This window comes from Paenibacillus mucilaginosus 3016 (assembly GCF_000250655.1).
GTDB classification, from domain to species: Bacteria; Bacillota; Bacilli; order Paenibacillales; family NBRC-103111; genus Paenibacillus_G; species Paenibacillus_G mucilaginosus.
Map to the genome: position 1 here is coordinate 1119831 of NC_016935.1, position 20529 is coordinate 1140359.

The following is a 20529-nucleotide window of genomic DNA, read 5'->3' on the forward strand; positions in this document are numbered from 1 at the left end:
CAGAGAGGAACACACAAGGTTATGAGCAACGGAATATCCGAAAAATTAAAAGAAGAAGTACAGAAGCGCCGCACGTTCGCGATCATCTCCCACCCGGATGCGGGGAAAACGACCCTCACGGAAAAGCTGCTCCTCTTCGGGGGTGCGATCCGTCTGGCGGGAACGGTCAAAGGACGCAAGGCAAACCGCCACGCGACCAGCGACTGGATGGAAATCGAGAAGCAGCGGGGAATCTCCGTTACTTCGTCGGTCATGCAGTTCGATTATAACGGCCACCGGGTGAACATTCTCGATACCCCGGGCCACCAGGATTTCAGTGAGGACACCTACCGCACGCTGACCGCCGCCGACAGCGCTGTGATGCTGATCGACTCCGCCAAAGGGGTCGAGGCCCAGACGAAGAAGCTGTTCCAGGTGTGCCGCAAGCGGGGCATTCCGATCTTCACTTTCATCAACAAGCTCGACCGCGAAGGGCAGAACCCGTTCGACCTGCTCGAGGAGCTGGAACAGGTGCTCGGGATCCGCTCGTACCCGATGAACTGGCCGATCGGCTCGGGCAAGCAGTTCTGCGGCGTCTATGACCGCAAGCTGACGCAGGTGGAGCTGTTCCAGGGGGACGACCACCGGGAGATCAAGGTGCGCAAGGTCAGCGGCTACGATGATCCGGTCGTCAAGGAGATCGCCGGCGAGTTCTTCTATGACCAGCTCGTGCAGGATCTGGAGCTGCTCGATGTGGCCGGCGACGAGTTCGATTACGAGAAGGTACGCACGGGGGAGCTCACGCCTGTCTTCTTCGGCTCGGCGATCAACAACTTCGGCGTGCAGACCTTCCTGGAGAACTTCCTGCAGCTCGCACCTATTCCGACCACGCGCAGGAGCAATGTCGGGGAGATCGACCCGCTGAGTGAGAAGTTCTCGGGCTACATCTTCAAGATTCAAGCGAACATGAACCCGGCTCACCGCGACCGGATCGCCTTCCTGCGGATCTGCTCCGGCAAGTTCGAGCGCGGGATGTCCGTGAAGCATGTCCGGGCAGGCAAGGACATCAAGCTGTCCCAGCCGCAGCAGTTCCTGGCCCAGGACCGCGATATTGTCGAAGATGCTTATCCGGGCGATATCATCGGTCTGTTCGATCCGGGCATCTTCCGGATCGGCGATTCGCTGGCCCAGGGCGGCGGTATCGAATTCGACGAGCTGCCGACGTTCTCGCCCGAGATCTTCTCTAAGGTAACGGTGAAGAACGCCCTGAAGCACAAGCAGTTCCAGAAGGGGGTCGACCAGCTGACGGAAGAAGGCACGATTCAGGTCTTCAAAACGATCGGGTTCGAGGATCTCATCCTTGGTGTCGTCGGGCAGCTCCAGTTCGAGGTGTTCGAATACCGGATGAAGGGCGAATACGGCGTCGACGTGCAGCTCTCGCGGATGAGCTACCAGTTCGCCCGCTGGCTCGTAGGCGATGACATCGATCCGTCGAAGTTCCGGATCAACTCCCAGCTCGTGAAGGACAAGAAAGGCAACCATGTGGCCCTCTTCGAGAACGAGTACGCGCTCCGTACGTCGATGGAGAAGAACCCGAACCTCAAATTCCTGGAGATGGCTCCGTAAGCCTAAGTTCCAATTCAAAAACCCTGCCCAGCAGCGCAGCCCCGTACCGGTCGGATGACCGGGACGGGGCTTTTTTGTGCTTGATTGGCTGCGCATTCACCGAGGCTGGAACCTTACCCGGCGGCTCTATCCGCACAACTGGAAGGTAAGCGGAAAGGAATGATTCCGGGCGGGGAGCAGTAGGCGGCAGTGAATCGGCAGGATTGCGGGATCGCGCCCAAGCCGTCCCTGCGTAGGCCGCTATCCCTGACCGTGCAGGCCGAAGGGGCATACAATAAGGTGGGTTGCAGGACGTCAGTAGAGGATAAAGGCAGGGGGTTGCCATGCGGATATTAATTGTAGCGCCGGAGCAGCTTCCGGTTCCGACCATCAGCGGGTCAGTGGAAATCTGCATTCTGGCCGCAGCCCGGCAGCTGGCTAAGCGGCATCAGGTTACGGTCATCTCCAGGGAGGGCTCGGGGCTTCCCCGCCGTACGGTGGAAGGCAGCCTGACGATCGAACGGGTGAGGACGGGATCGCCGGAACGATACCTCCGCGCTGTGCTGCACGCCGTCAAGGGCCGGCACTATGATGTGATCCAAGTGGATAACCGCCCAAGGTTCATCCCTCCGTTCAAATCGCAGTTTCCGGGAACGCCGGTGGTTCTGTTTCTTCATTCCTTGAATTTTGTATCAAAAAAACGGATTCCGCACCGCAGGGCTGCCGCGTGCCTGGCGGCCGCCGACCGGGTGCTGGTCAACAGCACTTCCCTCCGCCGGGAGATCGTCCGGCGGTTTCCCGGCGCCTCGGGCAAGATCCGCCGCATCACGCTCGGGGTCGATCCGGCGCGCTTCTCGCCATCGGGCCGCACCGGGAAGAGCCGCACCGGGCGGCGCAGCTATACCGTGCTCTACACCGGCCGTCTTATCCGGCGCAAGGGCATCCCGGTACTGATGCGCGCCGTACGGCTTGTGGCCCGCAGCGGACCGAAGCAGGTACAGCTGGTCGTGGCCGGAGGTTCGGGGAAGCCCGCTTACGCGGCGCAGCTCAAGCGGCTGGCCCGGGGGCTCGGGATCCGGGCCCGGTTCCTCGGCACGGTGCCGCACGGCCGGATGCCGGGGGTATATGCCCAGGCGGACTGCTTCGTCTGCCCGTCCCAAGGGCATGAAGCCTTTGGCCTTGTGAACGCCGAGGCCATGGCCTGCGAGATTCCGGTTATCGCGGCGGCGAACGGGGGCATCCGGGAGCTGGTCCGGCACCGCCGCACGGGGCTGCTCGTGAAGGCTTACCGCAGGCCGGAGGGATACGCGGCCGCGATCCGGGTCCTGATGGGTTCTCCGGAGCTGGCCGGCCGGCTCGCCGCAGCGGGAAGGCGGGAAGTACTGCGCCGGTTCACCTGGGCGCGGACGGCCCGGCTGCTCTCCCGTGCCTATGAAGCCGTCCGGAGCAAACAGGAAAGGTAGGTTGCCATGAAGAAGCGTAAGTTTACAAGACATGTGACGAGCAAATGGGCCAAGACGCGGGTGCTGCTGAAATGCGGAACACTGCGTTCCTATATCCCCGAGACGAGGAAGATGTCCAGGCAGACCCTGCAGGAGATGCTGCAGCACTACGGTATGGTATACGTAAAACCGAACAGCGGTACCTACGGCAACGGGGTCATCAAGGTGGAGCAGGGTGCATCCGGGTACGGATTCCATGCAGGCACCAAGGTGCGTTCGTTCGACGGCTACGATGAGCTGTACGAGGCGCTGGGAAGACGGATCAAATCCCGGTTCTACCTGGTGCAGAAGGGAATTCACCTGCTGAAGTATAAGGAACGGAAGTTCGATCTGCGGGTCATGGTGCAAAAAAATCTGTCGGGCCGATGGGAATGCACGGGGATGATCGGCAGGGTGGCGGCACCGGGCAAGGCGGTAACGAACGTGCATAACGGCGGCAAGCTGGTATCCGTGGAGCAGCTGCTCTCCGGGCATGCCTCTTCCGCCCGGGTCAAATCGCTGCAGCGCCGGCTCCGGGGCATAGGGCTCACCGCAGCGAAGAAGCTTCATGCCAAATACCCGGGGATCAAGGAAGTCGGGCTGGATGTGGCTCTGGACAGCGGGCTGCACCCGTGGATTCTCGAAGCCAATACGCGCCCGGATCCGTTCATCTTCCGGAAGCTGAAGGACCGGCGGATCTTCTCCCGCATCTACCGGTACGCCAAGGCTTACGGGAGAGTGTGATGAAGGGAGGCGGCGATCCGGAGCACCGGACCGCCGCCTCCCGAAACCGCTTGAGCGGGAGAGCGGCAGCGGATCGATGGCTTGATCCAAGCCTTGATCCCGGCAGCACCTGTGTGACTCAGAACATTCTGCTGAAGCAGGGGGCGGGGATAACGCGTCGTCTGCCTGCACCGGACAAGCCCGACAGGCAGGTCTGTCCCTGAAGAAAGACAGAAATGGGTATTGACACCCGATAGGCGCCCGTGAGACAATGTACACGCGTACAGAACGCGCGTACATTAGTGAGCTTTGTGTGAAAGGAAGGTGCCGACATATCGTTACCCGAAAGGAAGTTGCTGAGTTAGCGGGAGTATCCGAAGCGACCGTCTCCCGTGTATTCAACGGGGTTGGCCCGATGAAAGAGGAGACGAAAACGAGGGTGCTTCAGGCAGCCACGAAATTAAACTATCATCCGAACGCGATTGCTCAGAGCTTTGCCCGACGTCGCAGCGGCAACTTGGGCGTAGTGCTTCCTTACGTGCCGAAGGTACATATATTCTCGACCTATTACTTCTCCGAAGTGCTGAGCGGGATCGGTGAGGCGGTGAAAGCCTCGGGATATGACATGCTGCTCATGTTCCGCACGCCCGGAGAAGACAGCGATTACAGCGCGATGTTCCGCTCACAGAAGGTGGACGCCTGCATTATCCTTGGTGCTACCGATACGCCGGGGGAGAGGGCGCAGCTTCAGAAACTGCAGCAGAGCGGGTTCCCGTTCTGCCTGGTCAACCAGCATTTCCAAGGCGAAAGCTTCAATGAAGTGGACGCCGACCACGAAGGCGGAAGCTACCAGGCCGTGCAGCACCTGATTGCCAGCGGCTGCCGGCGGATCGCCTTCCTGAGCGGATCGCCCGAGTATTCGAACTCGGACGACCGGCTGCGCGGCTATACGGCCGCCCTGCGCGAGGCCGGCATCGGCCGCCCTGCGCGAGGCCGGCATCCTCCCTGAGGGGGCCAGCCGCCGGGAGGATCTTCCTCCGCACTGGTACTACGAGGGCAATTACAGCCGCACCTCCGGCTACAGGGCCGCTTCCGAGCTCTACCCCCATCTCGGGGAGCTGGATGCCGTCTTCGCTTCCAACGACCGGATGGCGATCGGTCTGCTTCAGGGGCTGCGGGAGCTGGGTGTGCAGCCGGGCCAGGAGCCGCCGATTATCGGCTACGACGATTCCGTCGAAGCCCGGGTGACGGACCCTCCGCTGACCTCGGTCGCGGTGCCGTTCTTCGACATGGGCAAGCTGGCCGCCCAGACGCTGCTCCGCCGTGTGACCGGCAGCGCTGAAGAGACGGCTTCCGCGCCTCAGCGCCACAAGCTGGATACGAAGCTGGTGATCCGCCTGTCGAGCCGGGTGAACCGGGGGTAAGTAGTTTTATGCATTTTTTTTATATCTGAGATCCAAAGGAGCTGCTGATCGTGACGAAAGAGTTCGGCATTGGAATGATCGGATACAAATTCATGGGCAAAGCGCACAGCCATGCCTACCGGGATCTCCCGATGTTCTTCCCGCAGGTCGCAAGACCGGTGATGCGGGCCATCTGCGGGCGTGATGCGGAGGGCGTTGCCCAGGCTGCCCGCCAGTTCGGCTGGGAGAGCTTCGAGACCGACTGGAGAAAGCTGCTGGAGCGCGACGATATCGATCTGATCGATATCAATGCCCCGAGCGACGCGCACAAGGACATTGCGCTGGCTGCGGCTGCGGCGGGCAAGCACGTCTTCTGCGAGAAGCCGCTGGCGCTGACGCTGGCCGACTCGCGGGAGATGCTGCAGGCCGTCGAGGCCGCCGGCGTCAAACACATGGTTGGCTTCAACTACCGCTTCGCTCCGGCCGTCCAGCTGGCGAAGAAGCTGGTCGAGGACGGCCGGCTCGGGCAGATCTACCACTTCCGCGCCTGGTTCCTGCAGGACTGGATCGTCGATCCGGAGTTTCCGCTCGTATGGCGGCTGCAGAAAGAAATCGCCGGTTCCGGCTCGCACGGGGACCTGGGCGCGCACCTGATTGACCTGGCGCACTTCCTGGTGGGCGACATGCAGGAGGTCATCGGCATGAGTGAGACGTTCATTAAGGAACGTCCGGTACCGAGCTCCATGACCGGCCTCAGCGCCAAGGGCAGCAAGGATGCGCCGAAGGGACCGGTCACCGTGGACGATGCGACACTGTTCCTGACCCGCTTCGCGAACGGGGCGCTGGGCAGCTTCGAGGCTACGCGCTTCGCACCGGGGCACCGCTGCACGAACTCCTTTGAGATTAACGGAAGCAAGGGCTCCGTCAAATTCGACTTCGAGCGGATGAACGAGCTGCAGGTCTACTTCACGGACGATGCCGAGGATGTGCAGGGCTTCCGCCGCGTGCTGGCCACCGACCCGGCCCACGCCTACGCTGAGGCCTGGTGGCCGCCGGGCCACACGATCGGGTATGAGCATACGTTCATCCATGAGACGGTGGAGCTTATGCAGGCGCTTGCGGAAGACCGCCAGCCCGTCCCGAACTTCCACGACGGCGTGAAGTGCCAGCAGGTGCTCGAGGCCGTGGACCTCTCGATCGAACAGCGGCGCTGGGTGCGCATAGAAGAGCTGTAACCGCTTTATCTGAAAGTCCAAACCAGGGGAAGAGGAGAGATCCTTGTGAGTAAAGCATTGATCGTATGGGGCGGCTGGCTCGGCCACCAGCCCGAGGAAGTCGCAGGCGTATTCCGCCGTGTGCTGGAGCAGGAAGGCTATGAGGTGGAGGTATCCGATACCCTCGAGGCTTTCGCGGATGCGGAGAAGCTCAAGGGGCTGGATCTCATCATCCCATGCTGGACGATGGGAGAAATCTCCCAGGAGCTTGTGAAGAACGTCTCGGCTGCGGTTCAAAGCGGCGTAGGGCTGGCGGGCTGCCACGGCGGTATGTGCGATTCCTTCCGGACGAACGTGGACTGGCAGTTCATGACCGGGGGACAGTGGGTGGCGCATCCGGGCAATGACGGCGTGGAATACACGGTGAACATCAAGAACAGCTCCTCTACGCTGCTCGAAGACATGGAGGATTTCTCCGTCAAAACGGAGCAGTACTATCTGCACGTTGATCCGGCGGTAGAGGTGCTGGCGACCACCCGGTTCCCGGTCGTTCCGGGGCCGCATTCGCCGAACGGCGCAGTGGACATGCCGGTCGTATGGACGAAGCGCTGGGGCGCAGGGCGCGTATTCTACAATGCCCTTGGCCATCAGGCCGACATTGTGGAGCTGCCGCAGGTAACCGAGATCATGCGCCGCGGATTCCTGTGGGCGGCCGAAGGCAGGCGGAAAGCGGCGGCGGGACGGCAGGGCGAATCGGTGTATACGGGCATGGCTGACAGCCAGCTGTAATTGTGGACGATGGGGGAGAAAAGCATGGAGAAGAAGCTGAAAGTCGGCATCGTGGGCTGCGGGAAAATCAGCGGCATTTATTTTGAGAACTGCCGCACGTATCCGGTTCTGGAAGTGGCCGCGTGTGCGGATTTGAACGTAAGCCGGGCTCAGGCCAGCGCGGAGCAGTACGGGGTGCCCAAAGCCTACTCGGTATCGGAGCTGCTGGCCGATCCGGAGATCGATATCGTGATCAACCTGACGATCCCTGCGGCGCATGCCGAGGTGTGTCTGGCGGCCCTGGAGGCCGGCAAGCACGTCTATGTGGAGAAGCCGCTCGCCGTCACGCGCGAGGAAGGGAAGGCCATCCTGGCGAAAGCTCAGGAGAAGGGCCGGCTGGTCGGCAGCGCGCCGGACACGTTCCTCGGCGGAGGCATCCAGACCTGCATCAAGCTGATCGATGACGGCTGGATCGGGACGCCGGTCGCCGCTTCGGCCTTCATGATCGGCCGCGGGCACGAGCACTGGCATCCGGATCCGGAATTTTATTACGCCAAGGGAGGCGGCCCGATGTTCGATATGGGGCCGTATTACCTGACGGCACTCGTAGCCATGCTGGGGCCCATCCGGCGTGTGACAGGCTCCGCCAAGATCTCGTATCCGGAGCGCACGATCCTCAGCCAGCCGAAGTTCGGCCAGGTGATTCCCGTGGAGACTCCGACCCATGTGGCCGGTGTCATCGACTTCCACGGCGGGGCGATCGGCACGATCATCACTTCGTTCGACGCCTTCGGCGGAGCGGATGTGCCCCGCATCGAGATCTATGGAAGCCAGGGCACCCTCAGCGTACCCGATCCGAACACCTTCGGCGGCCCGGTCCGGCTGCGGCGTTACGACAGCAAGGAATGGGCTGAGATCCCGCTGACGCACGGGTACACCGAGAACAGCCGCGGCCTGGGCGTTCTGGATCTCGCCTACGCGGTGAAGAACGGCCGGGCCAACCGGGCCGGCGGAGAGCTGGCCTATCACGTGCTGGAGGCGATGCACGGCTTCCATGACGCATCCGAGGAAGGCCGCCATTATGTCATGGAAAGCTCCTGCGAGCGTCCGGCTCCAATGCCGCTGGATCTGGTCAAGGGAGTGCTCGACTAGGACAGCGCAAAGCCAACTCATAACAGACAAAGAGCGCAGGGGCTCCGCCCTTGCGCTCTTGCTTTGCGGGTAAGAATTACGTCCTATCGGGCTTGGGATCCTGCCGGAAACACAGCTGACCGGAGTCCCCTGACCGCAGCTCCAGCAACCTAAGCCAAGTGCTCCCGCAGCGTGGTCACGAGCTGGTTCTGCACATCGCTTCCGCTGTTCTTCCAGATGATCTCGAACAGCACGCCGAGTCCCGGAAGGACACGTTCTTCCCCATCCACCGAATCCGCTATAATCTCGAAGATTTCTTCGTCGGTCTTGTCAGTCACCCGTTGAACAATCGCCTGCCGCAGATTTAAGTTCATGGCTATTCCTCACTTTTCTCTATTTCGTCACTTCCACTCCCTTTACTATGCGCATTGCGGGCGGGTTTCATGCCGGGCCGCCATGTTTTGATGAAGACAGGCGGTAATGAAGAGGTTTTGGTCCAGAGGTTTCCTTTTGCTATAATGAGGATAATCGTACATAGGGGTCAAAGCTGCAGGTGTGAAGGGGGAGAGACCATGAAAAAACAATTTGTCGTCATCGGGATGGGCCGCTTCGGTACTTCCGTAGCCAAAACGCTGTCCAATCTGGGATTCGAAGTGCTTGCGATCGACAGCGATGAGATCCGGACACAGGAGATTTCGAACATCGTCACGCATGTGGTACAGGCGGATTCAACGGACGAAGAAGCGCTGCGGGCGCTCGGACTGCGAAATTTCGACGTGGTGGTGGTTGCCATCGGCGAAGATATCCAGGCGAGCATCCTTACGACTATCATACTCAAAGAAATGGGCGTACCGAAGGTCATCGTCAAGGCGCAGACCGAGCTTCACGGCAAAGTGCTCCGAAAGGTTGGTGCCGACAAGGTGGTCTTCCCGGAGCGCGACATGGGCCAGCGGGTCGCTCATCACTTGATCTCATCCAATATCATCGATTATATTGAACTGTCGGAAGATTACAGCATCGTCGAGATCCTGGCTTCGGGGCAGCTGGTCGGCAAAACCCTGCGCCAGCTCGATATCCGGGCGAAGTTCGGGTGCAACGTAATGGGAATCAAGACCGGCGACCGGATGAATATCGCCCCTTATGCGGATGATATGATCAAGGAGAATGACATTCTGGTCGTGGTCGGGAAGAATACGGATCTGCAGCATTTTGAAATGACGTTCGGAGAGTAGGGATCGGAGAAGCATGGAGCGAAAAGGAACAGGGAGAACGGGAGCGGAGGAAGTCATCCGCTCTCTTCAGAATCCGCGGGTCAAGCAGTGGACTGAGCTGCAGAGCCGCAAGGGGCGGGAGAAAACGGGACGCTTCGTAGTCGAAGGGCATCATCTCGTGCAGGAAGCGCTGCAGTCCGATGCCATGCCGGACACGGTGGTCTATTCGGCGGAGCGGCGGGACAGCTGCCGGGAGCTGCTCGAGGAAGCGGAGCGGCAGGGCATCGAATGTGTGGCGGTCGGCGAAGAGGTGCTCGCCAAGTGCACGGATACGGGGACGCCGCAGCCGGTCTTCGCGGTGGTGCCGAAGCTGTCGTGGCGGCCGCAGGACCTGCTCAAGGCCAGCGAGCAGGGCGGCCTGGTTGCCGTCGTGGACGGCATGCAGGACCCGGGCAACCTCGGCACGATTATTCGCAGCGCGGATGCTGTGGGGGCCTCGGGCGTGCTGCTCGGCAAGGGCACCGTGGACTTGTACAACCCCAAGACGGTCCGCTCGACGATGGGATCGATGTTCCACCTGCCTGTTGTGCAGGGGGACCTCACGGAGTGGCTGCCTGCCGCGGCGGAGCGCGGGGTACAGGTCGTGAGCACGTCGCTCCAGGGAGCGGTCTCGTGCTACGAGCATGACTTCCGCAAGCCGACGTGGTTCGTCATCGGCAACGAAGGGCAGGGCGTCTCACCGGAGGTGCAGGCTCTGGCGCAGCATAACGTGCTGATCCCGATGAGCGGACGTGCCGAATCGCTCAATGCGGCGATGGCCGCCACGGTCGTGCTGTTCGAGGCGATGAGGCAGAGGCGCATGGGCCTGTAAGGGCCGGCTGCTGAGAATACAGAACACCCCTTAGATCGATTGGACACCTTGGGAGTTCCCAGGGCAGCCTTTTCTAAGGGGTGTATTTTTCATTTTCTGCAAATGTGTTCTTTAAAGTTCAGCATGATACAGCGCTTCGGCCAAGAGCACGATCACTAAGGCCTGACCGTAGGCCGTCGGTGCGAAGACAATGTTTTTATAGTCTTCCTTCCGGGCGCAGATCGGGGTTCCGGCCGAGACGTTTGACACCGTGCCATCCTCGGAGATGTTCTTCAGTACCGCGGCAATCGCTTTGCGGCACGGTGCCAGGTAACCCGAATCGAGCAAGCCCAGGCGGATCCCTTTCAATATGCCCGCCGTAATTGCAGCCGAGCCGGATACCTCCGTGTAGCTGTCCCGGTCGTCGAGGAGGGTGTGCCAAAGTCCGTTCTCATGCTGCAGTTCCACCAATTTGTCGACTTGAGCCTTATAGGTACGCAGAATAAGGTCACGGGTTTGGGCCGGGATCGAATCCTGCATAATTTCAAACAATTCAGGGGCGGCCAAGGTAAACCAGCTGTTGCCCCGGCACCAATGCGCTTCGCTGAAATTGTTCCCGTGATTGAAATCGTATCCATGGAAGAAGAGGGAGTTATCCGGGTTGAAAATACGCTGGATATGAAGCTCGAATTGATAAGCAGCCTCATTCATCCATACCGGGTTATCGTAGGTTTTGCCCATTTTGGCGGTGAACAGTACAACCATAAACAAAGTATCGATCCAGATTTCCTGATCGTGCAGGTTTAACTCGTATTTCGAAGTATTGCCGGAGGTGACATGCTGAATCCCGTTTTCTTTCGTCCGCGGACACTCGTTGATCACCCACTGCATCCATTCTTGAGCAAGCGCTTCCACCTCAGGCAGGTCCATCAGGGTAAGCAGCGGCGCAGTCGTATTCACATTCTTGAGGGGGAGCCCGCGCTCCATTTGTTCCTTCGTCCACTTCACGAAGAAGTCCCGGTATCCGTCAAAGCCTTCCTGGTTTGTAAGTTTATTCAGGCCATACAAGCCGATGCCCTGCGGCCAGTCCCATTCGTCCATACCGAAGTCGCGCGGAAAGTAACCCAGAGCCGTGCCCTCATCGGACAATTCTTTCAAATGAACCTCGTTATCCGGTCTTTTCAGATGCAGCAGCTGATTGATGACTTTTTTTAATTCGTGTTGGATGATTTCCCGCATGTGGCATGGTCTCCTTTTGTTTTTGTTTGTTTTCGTCGGTGTATCCAATGAATCAAAAAATAAACAACAAAATAACAGATTCCTTTAGCCATTGTACCTTCTTTCCTCCTGCCGGGCAACGACAAAGATGGATGATTTGCTGAAATCAGATAAAAACGGAAGCAAGGTGGAATTCGAGTTCACCTTCAACGGGACGGCCATGTTCGCAGCCGTTGACGGTTCTTATGCAGGCCCGGTGGCTGTGATCGATACGCTCAAGGAAAAGTCGAAGGAATCGGTCGGCCGGCTGAAGGAGCTCGGCATCGAAGTCATCATGATCACCGGCGACAACCGGCGACGGCGGAAACCATCGTGGGAGAAGTAAACATCGATAGGGTACATTCCAGTTGAGCAAGAAGACGATGGCGAACATCAAGACGAACCTGTCTTGCGGGAGCAGCCCATGGCGTTTAGCTCGCCGCCCATCTTTACCAGCCCATCCGCAGCAGCGTGGCTCCGGCAAAGCCCAAGGACAGCACGATGGAGCCCAAGGTGATCCAGAGCGTCGAGCGCTTGCGGGAGGGATGCTTGAGGAGCCGGTAGAGCGAGAAGCCTGCCGTAACCAGAGTGGCGGCAATCATCCACCGACGGACCCCGGTCACGGTGGACATCAGGTTGGCCGAGCCTCCCATCAGCATAAGGACGCCCATGTGAATCCAGTGGTGGGAGGAGGCGAGAAGAGCGAAGAGGAAGGACAATACGCCGGCTGCAGCCCCGCTTCTCTTAGGTTCCATGAGGCCCCTCCTTGCCTTGATGGCGGGAGAGGGCGGCATTTAATGCGGCGAGTGCCGCACAGACGGAAGCATGCTCCTCGTCCGAGAAACCGCCGAAGACCCGGCCGAAGAACTGCAGGGACTGCTCCCGTACCTGGCCGAGGACCCGCACGCCCTTATCCGTCAAGGAGAGGAGGGTTTCCCGCCGGTTCGCTTCGTTGACGGCCCGGCTGACGAATCCCTCCTTGACGAGTCCGTCGGCCAGCCGGCTGACCGAGCTCCGTTCCAGATGCAGGCAGCCGGCCAGTTCCGTAACCGACATCTGCCGGTTCTCCAGCTCCTGCAGGGCATAGACCTGGGATACGGATAAGGGATACCCGCAGGGGGTGACATGTCCCTCCAGCAGGCCAAACTGCCGGACGAACTGCTGAATATGCGCTCTCAGCTCCAAGATTTGATCCGACTCCAATTGAGAACCCTCCAATACGTGTATCATACATATGTTGTATTATACACGGGTATGTCCGGTTAGGAAAGCCCCGGCTCGCGAATGGATACAGGGGGATAGTATAATGGGGGCGAGTTAGGGGGGAGAGCTGATGAAAACGATTCTGGTAGTAGATGATGAAGATAAAATTCGGGATGTCGTCGTGTCGTATCTTCAGAAGGAAGGCTTCCGGACGCTGGAAGCCGGTGCGGGCAGGGAAGCACTCGGGATCCTGCAGCGCGAGCATGTCGATCTGATCGTTCTCGACCTGATGCTGCCCGATATGGACGGGGAGCAGGTATGCCAGGCGGTCCGCGCCGTGAATTCGGTGCCGATCCTCATGCTGACGGCGAAGGTGTCGGAGAACAGCCGGATCCGGGGGCTGTCCCTCGGGGCGGACGACTACGTGGTCAAGCCGTTCGATCCCCGCGAGGTCGTCGCCCGGGTCCGGACGATCCTGCGGCGCTCCGATGACACCCAGCTGCTGGCGGACCGGCTGGTCTTCGGCGGGGGGGAGCTCGTCATCGATTCCTTGAAGCGCCTGGTCCTCCGGCAGGGTGAGCCGGTCAATCTGACGCCGAACGAATACAAGCTGCTGCTCAGTCTCGCCAAGTATCCGCAGCGGCATTTTACAAGGGAAGAATTGATCCAAAAGGTACTGGGCTATGAGTTCGAAGGGGATATGCGGACGATTGACCAGCATGTGAAGAACCTCCGGCAGAAGCTGGAGGAGGATCCCAGGAATCCGAGATATATCGTTACGGTGTATGGTGCCGGCTACCGCTTCACGGGAGGTGCCCGGTGAACAGGCTGCATACCCGCTTTGCCCTGCTCATCGTGTCGATTGCGGCGGGGATTCTGCTGATCTCTACGGTCAGCATCATGCTTGGCACCCATTACCATCTGTCCATGTATCAGGGGCAGACGCAGGGGATGAACCATGATCTGCCGCAGCTTGACTATCATCTGGAGCAGGCGCTGCTCCAGTCGATCCTGTGGACCTTCGCCGGCTCGGTCATTCTCTCCATTCTGATTGCGGTGTATACGGCAAGGCGCCTCTCGGCGCCTCTGGTCAACATGAAGCGGGTCGCGGAGCAGATGACGGACGGGCAGCTGGATGTCCGGGCCCGGGTCCGCGGGCGGGACGAGCTGGCGGAGCTGGGGGCGTCGCTCAACAAGCTGGCGGAGCAGCTCAGCATCCAGAACCGACTGCGCAAGACGATGACGGAGGATATCGCCCACGAGCTGCGTACCCCGCTGACCACACTGAAGAGCCACATGCGCGCCTTCGAGGACGGCGTCTGGGAGCCTACGCCGGAGCGCATTCACTCGTGCTACGAAGAGATCGAACGGCTGACCCGGCTTGTTGCCGAGCTGGAGGAGCTTACGTATATGGAGTCGCCGGAGTTCCGGATGGAGTGCAGGGACGAGAATCTGCATTACCTCCTTGCCAACGGGGTGGAGCTGGTGTCTGCGGCTTATCTGGAGAAGAAGGTCGAGCTCTCCCTCAGCTGTCCTGCGGACCTGAAGCTGGAAGCGGACCGGGGCCGGATCACCCAGATTCTGGTCAATCTGCTGTCCAATGCGCTGGCCTTTACCCCGCCGGGGGGAGCCGTCCGTGTCCATGCCGAAGAGAGCTTTGTTCATGGGAAGCCTTCCATTCATCTGAGGGTGGAAGACACCGGTACCGGGATTCCGGAGGAGGATCTGCCTTATATTTTCGAGCGGCTGTACAGGGGCGAAAAGTCGCGCAGCCGGAGAACCGGAGGCAGCGGGCTGGGTCTTACGATCGTCAAGAGGCTGGTTGCGGCACACGGCGGACAAGTGTGGGCGGAGAACGGCCAAGGGGCCGTCTTTCATATCCGGCTGCCGCGGAAGAAAGAGACTTCACAGGAGCCAAGCCGTTCTACACAGGATCTTCAAAAGTGAACGGTATACTGGGTCTGGAGAACGGAAGGACAGGAACATACCTGACTACGAAAGGAGGAGCCATTCTGAAAAAGATCATCATCCTGGCGCTGGCGGCTGCCATGTCGGCCGGCGTCACCGCCTGTGCCAAAAAGCCGGCGGCAGAAGAACACGGAGCCCACGAGCATGAGGCGGCGGAAGGTACGGCCTTCCTGCATATTCACGGACTGGGCTATTCCCGGGACGGGGAGCGGCTCTATATCCCGGTACATAACGGCATCAAGATCTATGCAGGCGGGGCATGGAGCGACGCACCGGGCGACAAGCATGATTATATGGGCTTCTCGGCGGCCGACAACGGATTCTACAGCAGCGGCCACCCGGCGGAGGGAACGCGGTACAAGAATCCGCTCGGCCTGATCCGGAGCACGGATGAGGGCCAATCCATTACCGTATTGGCTCTGGAAGGCGAAGTCGATCTGCACGGCATGGCGGTAAGCTACCGGACGCATACCCTGTATGCGCTGAACCCGGAGCCGAATTCGAAGATGAAGCAGCAGGGCTTGTTCTACAGCAGGGACGAAGGAAAGACCTGGACGCCTGCTGCCATGGCGGGCGTATCCGGTCAGATCACGTCGCTGGCGGTTCATCCGTCCGACGATAAGATCTCAGCCATCGGGACAACGGCAGGCACCTATGTATCCCGCGACTACGGACAGACCTACGCGCAGCTCGATCCGAAGCCGGCAAGCGCGCTGACGTTCACGGATCAGGGGGAACTGCTCATCGGGAGCACGGGGGCGGTGGAGCTGAGGAAGGTCAACCCCGGCACCGGGCAGGCCGAGAGCTGGAAGCCCGCTTCCGCAGGGGAGGCGATCACGTATATCTCGGCGAACCCTGCCGACCCGAAGAAAGCGGCTTACACCACGGAGAAGAAGAATGTCTACGTGACTTCGGACGGAGGAGCCACCTGGACGCAGATCGCCGAAGAAGGACAGGCAGCAGACGGTAAATAAACTTGAGGGAGAGGATGAAAATCATGAAAAGGATGCTCCAGGCAGGGATGATGACGGCCGCGGCGGTATTGGTGCTGACGGGGTGCCTGAAGGCGGCGGATTCGGCCTCGCAGCATGAGGGGCATAACATGGGGAACACGGGGCAGCAGGGCGCCGCGGCTCCGGCAAGCACCGGACAGCCCTGGATTGCTTCCAAGAACACGACGCGGATCAACACAAGCGATCCGGCGGAAGCCGCGGTGCTCGTCTCCCGAACCCTCTGGCCGGCGACCGGTGACGCGAACCGGCCGGGCGGCATCGTCCTGGCGAATGCGGACGAGTGGCAGACGGCGCTGGCCAGTGCGGACCTGATTCATCATCCGAACAACGGGCCTGTGCTGTTCGTGAAGAAGGACGGCATCCCGGAGGTTACGCTCAATGAGCTGAAGCGGCTGAAGCCTGCCGGTGTAGAGATGAACGGCGGCATTCAGGTGGTGCTGGTCGGTGACCTGGAGGCCAAGGTGGAGGAGCAGGTGAAGGGGCTGGGGTTCAAGACGGACAAGATCCCGGGCGGTACGCCGGCTGCCGTCGCGAAGGCCATCGATGCGTACTATTCGAAGGTGACGAAGGAGGTTCCCCCATCGGTGATCGTCGGTTCGATGGACAGCCAGGAGTACACGATGCCGGCTGTGAACTGGATCGCCCATATGCCGGAGCCGCTGCTCTATGTGAAGAAGGATGAGGTCCCGCAGGAGACCGCAGACGCCCTGAAGGCCCGCGGCGGCAAGGCGAACGTGTACATTCTCGGTCCCGAATCGGTCGTGTCCGCGAAGGTGGAGCAGGAGCTCGGCCAGTACGGCAGGGTCGTCCGGATCGCAGGGAACGATCCGTATGAGAACGCCGTCGCCTTCGCGAAGTACAAGGATCCGGCCACCGATTTTGGCTGGGGGATTACGACACCTGGGCATAACTTCTCCTTCGTGAGCAAGGCGGCGCCCGGGCTGGCGCTGGCGGCGGCACCGTTCTCACATCTGGGCAAGCATGCGCCCCTGCTCTGGACGGACAAGGAGAAGATGCCGGAGAGCGTGCACCAGTATGTGATGTCCCTGCAGCCGAAGTTCAAGAAGTCGCCGACCGAGGGGCCGTACAACCATGCGTGGCTCACGGGCGGCGAGGATGTGCTGAGCGCCGCGGCGCAGGGCGAGATCGATACGATGCTCGAGATCGTATCGGAGTCCGGCGAGGGCCATGGAGCGCATGGCGCGGGAAGTGCAGCCGGGGCAGCGTCCGAAGCACGCACGCCGGCAGAGACGCCGAAGGCGGACGCTGCAGGCGCCGGCGGGCATGAGGGAATGCATCACTGATGCACGAACAGGTCGGATGCCGTGTAGCAGGCCTGCCGGAAGGGTAAGGAATAGGGACTACCTTTCCGAAGGAGGCTGACCCATGTCACACGAGCGGTTCCATGCGTGTATTGAAGAATGCATCCGCTGCATGCAGGCGTGCAACCACTGTTATTACGCCTGTCTGGAGGAAGAGCATGCCGCGATGATGAAGGAATGCATCCGGCTCGACCGGGAGTGCGCGGAGCTCTGCGCTTTCGCCGCGCAGGCGATGTCCATGAGCGCTTCGTACGCCATGGACGTCTGCCGGCTCTGTGCGCAGGCCTGCGAAGCCTGCGCGGAGGAATGCCGCAGGCACGATCATGCCCACTGCCGGCGCTGTGCCGAAGCCTGCCTCTCCTGCGCGGAGGCGTGCCGCACCATGCTGGCATGAGGCTGTGCGGCCCACCCAGGCATGGGCGTCTTCCCTCAGCCCGATCGCTTGGCGGCACGCACAACGCGCCAAAAACCAACCGGCTACCAGCCTCCGGTTGGTTTTTGGCGTTCCTGCCGTCCGAAGAGAGAAGAAGCGGATCAGTCGGCCTGCTCTCTTCGGGCGGCTTCGAACAGCCGGTATCCCCGCCAGTAGAAGACAAGGCCGCCCAGCGTCACAGCGGCCATCAGCGCGAAGAGGGTCTCTCCCCCGTAAGCCGTCAGCAGGAAGCCTCCAAGGACCGGCCCGATGAAGTGTCCGAGTCCGGAGAACGACTGGGCGCCGTAGTAGGTCCCCCTCATCTCCTCGGGCGCAAGCTTGTCGATCAGCACGTTCCCGGCCGGGTAGGTGAGGATCTCCCCGAGCGTGAAGAGGAACATGGAGAACATGAACGCCCACCAGGAGCCTGCGAGCGCGTAGCCCACATCTCCGAGGGCGAACAGGAGCGTCCCGGCCGTAATGGTCAGGAGCGGGCCTCTCGGCTGAAACAGGCGGGTGAGCGGCACCTGCAGTGCGACGACCGTGACGGCATTCAGGGTCATGAGCAGGGCAAACAGCGCGGCACCCTCGGCGACCTTGCCTTCCACGTACTGGGAGAGGGTCACCATCATCTGGGAGTAGCTGAGCGCGCCGATGACGGAAGCGGCGATATAATAGCGGAAGACAGTATCCCGGGTGATGACGCGCCATGCCGAACGGACCGTCACCGGGCTGCGGCGCTCCCCTTCGATCCGGCGGATGCCGAAGGTCTGCAGCAGCACATACAGTGCGGCCGCGTAGAGGAGATAGATGAGGCCGGTGAGCAGAAACGGCAGCCAGGCCTGCGCCGCCCCGGCATAGGCGCCAAGCAGCGGGCCGATGGCCACGCCGATATTGATGGCCAGGTAGCGCAGCGAGAACATGTTCAGCCGCTTCTCCGGCGGCGTGATGTCCGCCATCAGCGCCTGGGACACCGGCTCATAGAGCGAACGGGCGAGGCCGTTCAGAATATTGAGCAGCATGAAGGCCAGCGGCGCCTTGGCCAGCGCGAAGCCGGTGAAGACCGCCGCCCATGCCAGCAGGGCGGCCATGAGAATGCTCTTGCGGCCGAAACGGTCGGATAGTGCGCCGCCGACGAAGCCGCCGATCGTGCCGGCCAGCGAGCCGAGGCCGATAATGGCGCCGATAAGCAGGGGGCTGAGGCCCGACTGCTTGGCCAGGTAGATCGCAAGGAAAGGCATGCTCATGGAGGAAGCGACCCGGGCCATAATCGTGCCGAGGAGCAGCACGTGGACGATAGGGTGGTACTCCCTGAGGAACAGGGTGGTACGGTCTCGTCCGGACCGCAGCAGGTTTGCGAGCATAGTGAAGCGGCCCCCTTTTTAACCTTGGGTCAGTAGTTGAACCGGATTACATTATACCGGAAAGCCCACGGGCTGCCTAGCAAGAACTGGAACCGACGGCAGGGCGTGGTATACTACAGAGTAGGCGTCATAAATGCAGGAGGCTGACCATGAACCTTCCTTCCGTACTGCTCGGCTTGGTGTTTGTACTTAATATGGTCTCGGCGGTCGTCGTCATCTTCAAGGAAAGACGCGATGTGGGATCGACCTGGGCATGGCTGCTCGTCCTGTTCTTCGTTCCCCTGCTGGGCTTCATTCTCTACCTGTTCTTCGCCCAGAATTTCAGAAGGCACCGCCTGTTTCAATGGGACGACCTGAACAAGCTGGGGATCGACGAGATTGTCGGGGAGCAGCTGGCCCGGATGAGCAGGCGGGAATTCGAATTCAGGAGCGAAGCGGCCCGGGCGAACCGGGACCTGATCTACATGCATCTGATCAACAATCAGGCGCTGCTCACGGAAGAGAACCGGGTGGACCTGTTCACCGACGGCCGGGAGAAGTTCGAACGGCTCTTCCGGGATATCGCGGAGGCGCGGGAGTATATCCATCTCCAGTATTACATCATTCAGAACGATGAGCTTGGCCGGCGGCTGATCCGCGCCCTGACGAAGAAGGCGAATGAGGGGCTTAAGGTCCGCGTGCTGTATGACGAGCTGGGCTCGAGGAACCTCGGCCGGGCGTTCTTCCGCGAATTCCGGCAGGCCGGCGGGGAAGTGGAGGCCTTTTTTCCATCCCGATTCCGTCTCATCAACTTCCGGATGAACTACCGGAACCACCGCAAGCTGGTCATTATCGACGGAACGACGGGGTATGTCGGCGGCTTCAATGTAGGGGACGAATACCTGGGACTGCATCCGCGGTTCGGGTATTGGCGGGATACCCATGTCCGCATTCAGGGCCCGGCGGTCTATGCGATGCAGATCCGCTTCATCCTGGATTGGAACCAGGCGTCTCGGGACTACGATATCATCTACGTGCCGAATCTGTTTCCGGCGCTGAGGTCCGAGGGGAACGTCGGCGCCCAGATCGTGACGAGCGGGCCCGATACCGAATTCGAGCATATCAAGAACGGTTACCTGAAAATGATCTCTTCAGCGTCCGAGTCGATTTACATCCAGACGCCCTATTTCGTGCCGGATGCGAGCATTCTGGATGCGCTGCGGATCGCCTCCCTCTCCGGCGTGAAGGTGAACATCATGATTCCGGATAAGCCGGATCATCCGTTTGTCTATTGGGCATCCCTATCTCATATAGGAGAACTGCTGAAGACGGGGGCGACCGTTTATCTCTACGGGAACGGCTTTATCCATGCGAAGACGCTGGTGGTTGACGGGCAGGCCGCCTCGGTCGGAACGGCGAATATCGACGTGCGCAGCTTCAGGCTGAACTTTGAAGTCAACGCTTTCCTCTACGACGAGGGGATCTGCCGCGAGCTGACGGAGGCGTTCCACCGGGATATCGCGGTGTCCCGCATTCTCACGCTGCAGGAGTACCGGCGCAGACCCGCCTGGATCCGCTTCAAGGAATCGATCTCGAGGCTGCTGTCGCCGATTTTGTAAAAGGAACGGACCGTGCCGCCCCGGAAC

General features: G+C 60.6%; 20 protein-coding genes and 1 pseudogene. 16 read left to right on the top strand and 5 right to left on the bottom strand.

What is annotated here, in order from left to right:
- Positions 1-21: 21 nt before the first annotated feature.
- From PM3016_RS05050 to PM3016_RS05080, 7 genes and pseudogenes are all read left to right on the top strand, one after another.
- Positions 22-1605 (top strand): peptide chain release factor 3, encoded by a 1584-nt coding sequence (locus PM3016_RS05050; protein WP_013917256.1) that lies wholly within the window; start codon positions 22-24, stop codon positions 1603-1605.
- Between the two features lie 323 nt (positions 1606-1928).
- Positions 1929-3047: a glycosyltransferase family 4 protein gene (locus PM3016_RS05055; RefSeq protein WP_014368639.1), complete on the top strand. Its 1119-nt coding sequence runs from the start codon at positions 1929-1931 to the stop codon at positions 3045-3047.
- A gap of 6 nt (positions 3048-3053) precedes the next feature.
- A complete protein-coding gene (locus tag PM3016_RS05060; protein ID WP_014368640.1) occupies positions 3054-3809 on the top strand; it encodes a YheC/YheD family protein in 756 nt (251 codons plus the stop codon).
- 250 nt (positions 3810-4059) lie between these two features.
- Positions 4060-5212: pseudogene (locus PM3016_RS41295) on the top strand (LacI family DNA-binding transcriptional regulator).
- A gap of 50 nt (positions 5213-5262) precedes the next feature.
- Positions 5263-6426: a Gfo/Idh/MocA family protein gene (locus PM3016_RS05070; protein ID WP_013917261.1), complete on the top strand. Its 1164-nt coding sequence runs from the start codon at positions 5263-5265 to the stop codon at positions 6424-6426.
- A gap of 45 nt (positions 6427-6471) precedes the next feature.
- A complete protein-coding gene (locus PM3016_RS05075) occupies positions 6472-7194 on the top strand; it encodes a ThuA domain-containing protein (protein ID WP_014368641.1) in 723 nt (240 codons plus the stop codon).
- Positions 7195-7218: 24 nt separating this feature from the next.
- Positions 7219-8325 (top strand): Gfo/Idh/MocA family protein, encoded by a 1107-nt coding sequence (locus PM3016_RS05080; protein WP_014368642.1) that lies wholly within the window; start codon positions 7219-7221, stop codon positions 8323-8325.
- 149 nt (positions 8326-8474) lie between these two features.
- Here PM3016_RS05080 and sspI read toward each other — a convergent pair whose 3' ends face one another.
- Positions 8475-8678, bottom strand: a complete 204-nt coding sequence (gene sspI, locus PM3016_RS05085; protein WP_013917264.1) for a small acid-soluble spore protein SspI — start codon at positions 8676-8678, stop codon at positions 8475-8477.
- A 198-nt stretch (positions 8679-8876) separates the two neighbouring features.
- Between sspI and PM3016_RS05090 the strand changes: the two genes are divergently transcribed.
- Both PM3016_RS05090 and PM3016_RS05095 read left to right on the top strand, forming a co-directional pair.
- Positions 8877-9536: a potassium channel family protein gene (locus PM3016_RS05090; RefSeq protein ID WP_013917265.1), complete on the top strand. Its 660-nt coding sequence runs from the start codon at positions 8877-8879 to the stop codon at positions 9534-9536.
- A 13-nt stretch (positions 9537-9549) separates the two neighbouring features.
- Positions 9550-10386 (top strand): TrmH family RNA methyltransferase, encoded by an 837-nt coding sequence (locus tag PM3016_RS05095; RefSeq protein ID WP_013917266.1) that lies wholly within the window; start codon positions 9550-9552, stop codon positions 10384-10386.
- A gap of 111 nt (positions 10387-10497) precedes the next feature.
- Here PM3016_RS05095 and PM3016_RS05100 read toward each other — a convergent pair whose 3' ends face one another.
- Positions 10498-11604, bottom strand: a complete 1107-nt coding sequence (locus PM3016_RS05100; RefSeq protein ID WP_014368643.1) for a glycoside hydrolase family 88/105 protein — start codon at positions 11602-11604, stop codon at positions 10498-10500.
- 127 nt (positions 11605-11731) lie between these two features.
- Here PM3016_RS05100 and PM3016_RS41300 point away from each other — a divergent pair, with 127 nt between their 5' ends.
- Positions 11732-11968, top strand: a complete 237-nt coding sequence (locus PM3016_RS41300; protein ID WP_041619032.1) for an ATPase P — start codon at positions 11732-11734, stop codon at positions 11966-11968.
- Positions 11969-12071: 103 nt separating this feature from the next.
- Here PM3016_RS41300 and PM3016_RS05110 read toward each other — a convergent pair whose 3' ends face one another.
- Positions 12072-12377 carry a hypothetical protein gene (locus PM3016_RS05110; protein ID WP_013917270.1) on the bottom strand — a complete coding sequence of 102 codons (306 nt, stop codon included), beginning with the start codon at positions 12375-12377 and terminating at the stop codon, positions 12072-12074.
- The gene (locus tag PM3016_RS05115; protein WP_013917271.1) at positions 12367-12825 is read right to left on the bottom strand and encodes a MarR family winged helix-turn-helix transcriptional regulator; all 459 of its coding nucleotides are present in this window, start codon (positions 12823-12825) and stop codon (positions 12367-12369) included. The genes PM3016_RS05110 and PM3016_RS05115 overlap by 11 nt, the downstream gene beginning before the upstream one ends.
- A gap of 130 nt (positions 12826-12955) precedes the next feature.
- On the opposite strand from PM3016_RS05115, the gene PM3016_RS05120 reads away from it, so the two are divergent.
- The 5 genes from PM3016_RS05120 (at position 12956) to PM3016_RS05140 (ending at position 17522) form a co-directional block, all read left to right on the top strand.
- Positions 12956-13648 (top strand): response regulator transcription factor, encoded by a 693-nt coding sequence (locus PM3016_RS05120; RefSeq protein WP_014368645.1) that lies wholly within the window; start codon positions 12956-12958, stop codon positions 13646-13648.
- Entirely contained in the window at positions 13645-14772 is a 1128-nt protein-coding gene (locus tag PM3016_RS05125; RefSeq protein WP_014368646.1) for a sensor histidine kinase, read from the top strand. The genes PM3016_RS05120 and PM3016_RS05125 overlap by 4 nt, the downstream gene beginning before the upstream one ends.
- On the top strand, positions 14769-15767 hold the full coding sequence (locus tag PM3016_RS05130) for a F510_1955 family glycosylhydrolase (RefSeq protein WP_014368647.1): 999 nt from the start codon (positions 14769-14771) through the stop codon (positions 15765-15767). The genes PM3016_RS05125 and PM3016_RS05130 overlap by 4 nt, the downstream gene beginning before the upstream one ends.
- A gap of 14 nt (positions 15768-15781) precedes the next feature.
- Entirely contained in the window at positions 15782-17110 is a 1329-nt protein-coding gene (locus tag PM3016_RS05135) for a cell wall-binding repeat-containing protein (RefSeq protein WP_013917275.1), read from the top strand.
- An 82-nt stretch (positions 17111-17192) separates the two neighbouring features.
- Positions 17193-17522, top strand: coding sequence for a four-helix bundle copper-binding protein (locus PM3016_RS05140; protein WP_013917276.1), 330 nt, complete (start codon positions 17193-17195; stop codon positions 17520-17522).
- A 140-nt stretch (positions 17523-17662) separates the two neighbouring features.
- On the opposite strand, the gene PM3016_RS05145 is transcribed toward PM3016_RS05140, so the two are convergent.
- Positions 17663-18904, bottom strand: a complete 1242-nt coding sequence (locus tag PM3016_RS05145; RefSeq protein ID WP_014368648.1) for an MDR family MFS transporter — start codon at positions 18902-18904, stop codon at positions 17663-17665.
- A 149-nt stretch (positions 18905-19053) separates the two neighbouring features.
- Here PM3016_RS05145 and cls point away from each other — a divergent pair, with 149 nt between their 5' ends.
- Positions 19054-20502 carry a cardiolipin synthase gene (gene cls, locus PM3016_RS05150; RefSeq protein ID WP_014368649.1) on the top strand — a complete coding sequence of 483 codons (1449 nt, stop codon included), beginning with the start codon at positions 19054-19056 and terminating at the stop codon, positions 20500-20502.
- Positions 20503-20529: the final 27 nt, after the last annotated feature.

What these genes read in the sequence shown, in the direction of transcription:
- PM3016_RS05050 (WP_013917256.1), top strand. Translation starts at nt 22, where the DNA reads ATGAGCAACGGAATATCCGAAAAATTAAAAGAAGAAGTACAGAAGCGC.
- PM3016_RS05055 (WP_014368639.1), top strand. Translation starts at nt 1,929, where the DNA reads ATGCGGATATTAATTGTAGCGCCGGAGCAGCTTCCGGTTCCGACCATC.
- PM3016_RS05060 (WP_014368640.1), top strand. Translation starts at nt 3,054, where the DNA reads ATGAAGAAGCGTAAGTTTACAAGACATGTGACGAGCAAATGGGCCAAG.
- PM3016_RS05080 (WP_014368642.1), top strand. Translation starts at nt 7,219, where the DNA reads ATGGAGAAGAAGCTGAAAGTCGGCATCGTGGGCTGCGGGAAAATCAGC.
- sspI (WP_013917264.1), bottom strand. Translation starts at nt 8,678, where the DNA reads ATGAACTTAAATCTGCGGCAGGCGATTGTTCAACGGGTGACTGACAAG.
- PM3016_RS05090 (WP_013917265.1), top strand. Translation starts at nt 8,877, where the DNA reads ATGAAAAAACAATTTGTCGTCATCGGGATGGGCCGCTTCGGTACTTCC.
- PM3016_RS05095 (WP_013917266.1), top strand. Translation starts at nt 9,550, where the DNA reads ATGGAGCGAAAAGGAACAGGGAGAACGGGAGCGGAGGAAGTCATCCGC.
- PM3016_RS05100 (WP_014368643.1), bottom strand. Translation starts at nt 11,604, where the DNA reads ATGCGGGAAATCATCCAACACGAATTAAAAAAAGTCATCAATCAGCTG.
- PM3016_RS41300 (WP_041619032.1), top strand. Translation starts at nt 11,732, where the DNA reads ATGGATGATTTGCTGAAATCAGATAAAAACGGAAGCAAGGTGGAATTC.
- PM3016_RS05110 (WP_013917270.1), bottom strand. Translation starts at nt 12,377, where the DNA reads ATGGAACCTAAGAGAAGCGGGGCTGCAGCCGGCGTATTGTCCTTCCTC.
- PM3016_RS05120 (WP_014368645.1), top strand. Translation starts at nt 12,956, where the DNA reads ATGAAAACGATTCTGGTAGTAGATGATGAAGATAAAATTCGGGATGTC.
- PM3016_RS05135 (WP_013917275.1), top strand. Translation starts at nt 15,782, where the DNA reads ATGAAAATCATGAAAAGGATGCTCCAGGCAGGGATGATGACGGCCGCG.
- PM3016_RS05140 (WP_013917276.1), top strand. Translation starts at nt 17,193, where the DNA reads ATGTCACACGAGCGGTTCCATGCGTGTATTGAAGAATGCATCCGCTGC.
- PM3016_RS05145 (WP_014368648.1), bottom strand. Translation starts at nt 18,904, where the DNA reads ATGCTCGCAAACCTGCTGCGGTCCGGACGAGACCGTACCACCCTGTTC.
- cls (WP_014368649.1), top strand. Translation starts at nt 19,054, where the DNA reads ATGAACCTTCCTTCCGTACTGCTCGGCTTGGTGTTTGTACTTAATATG.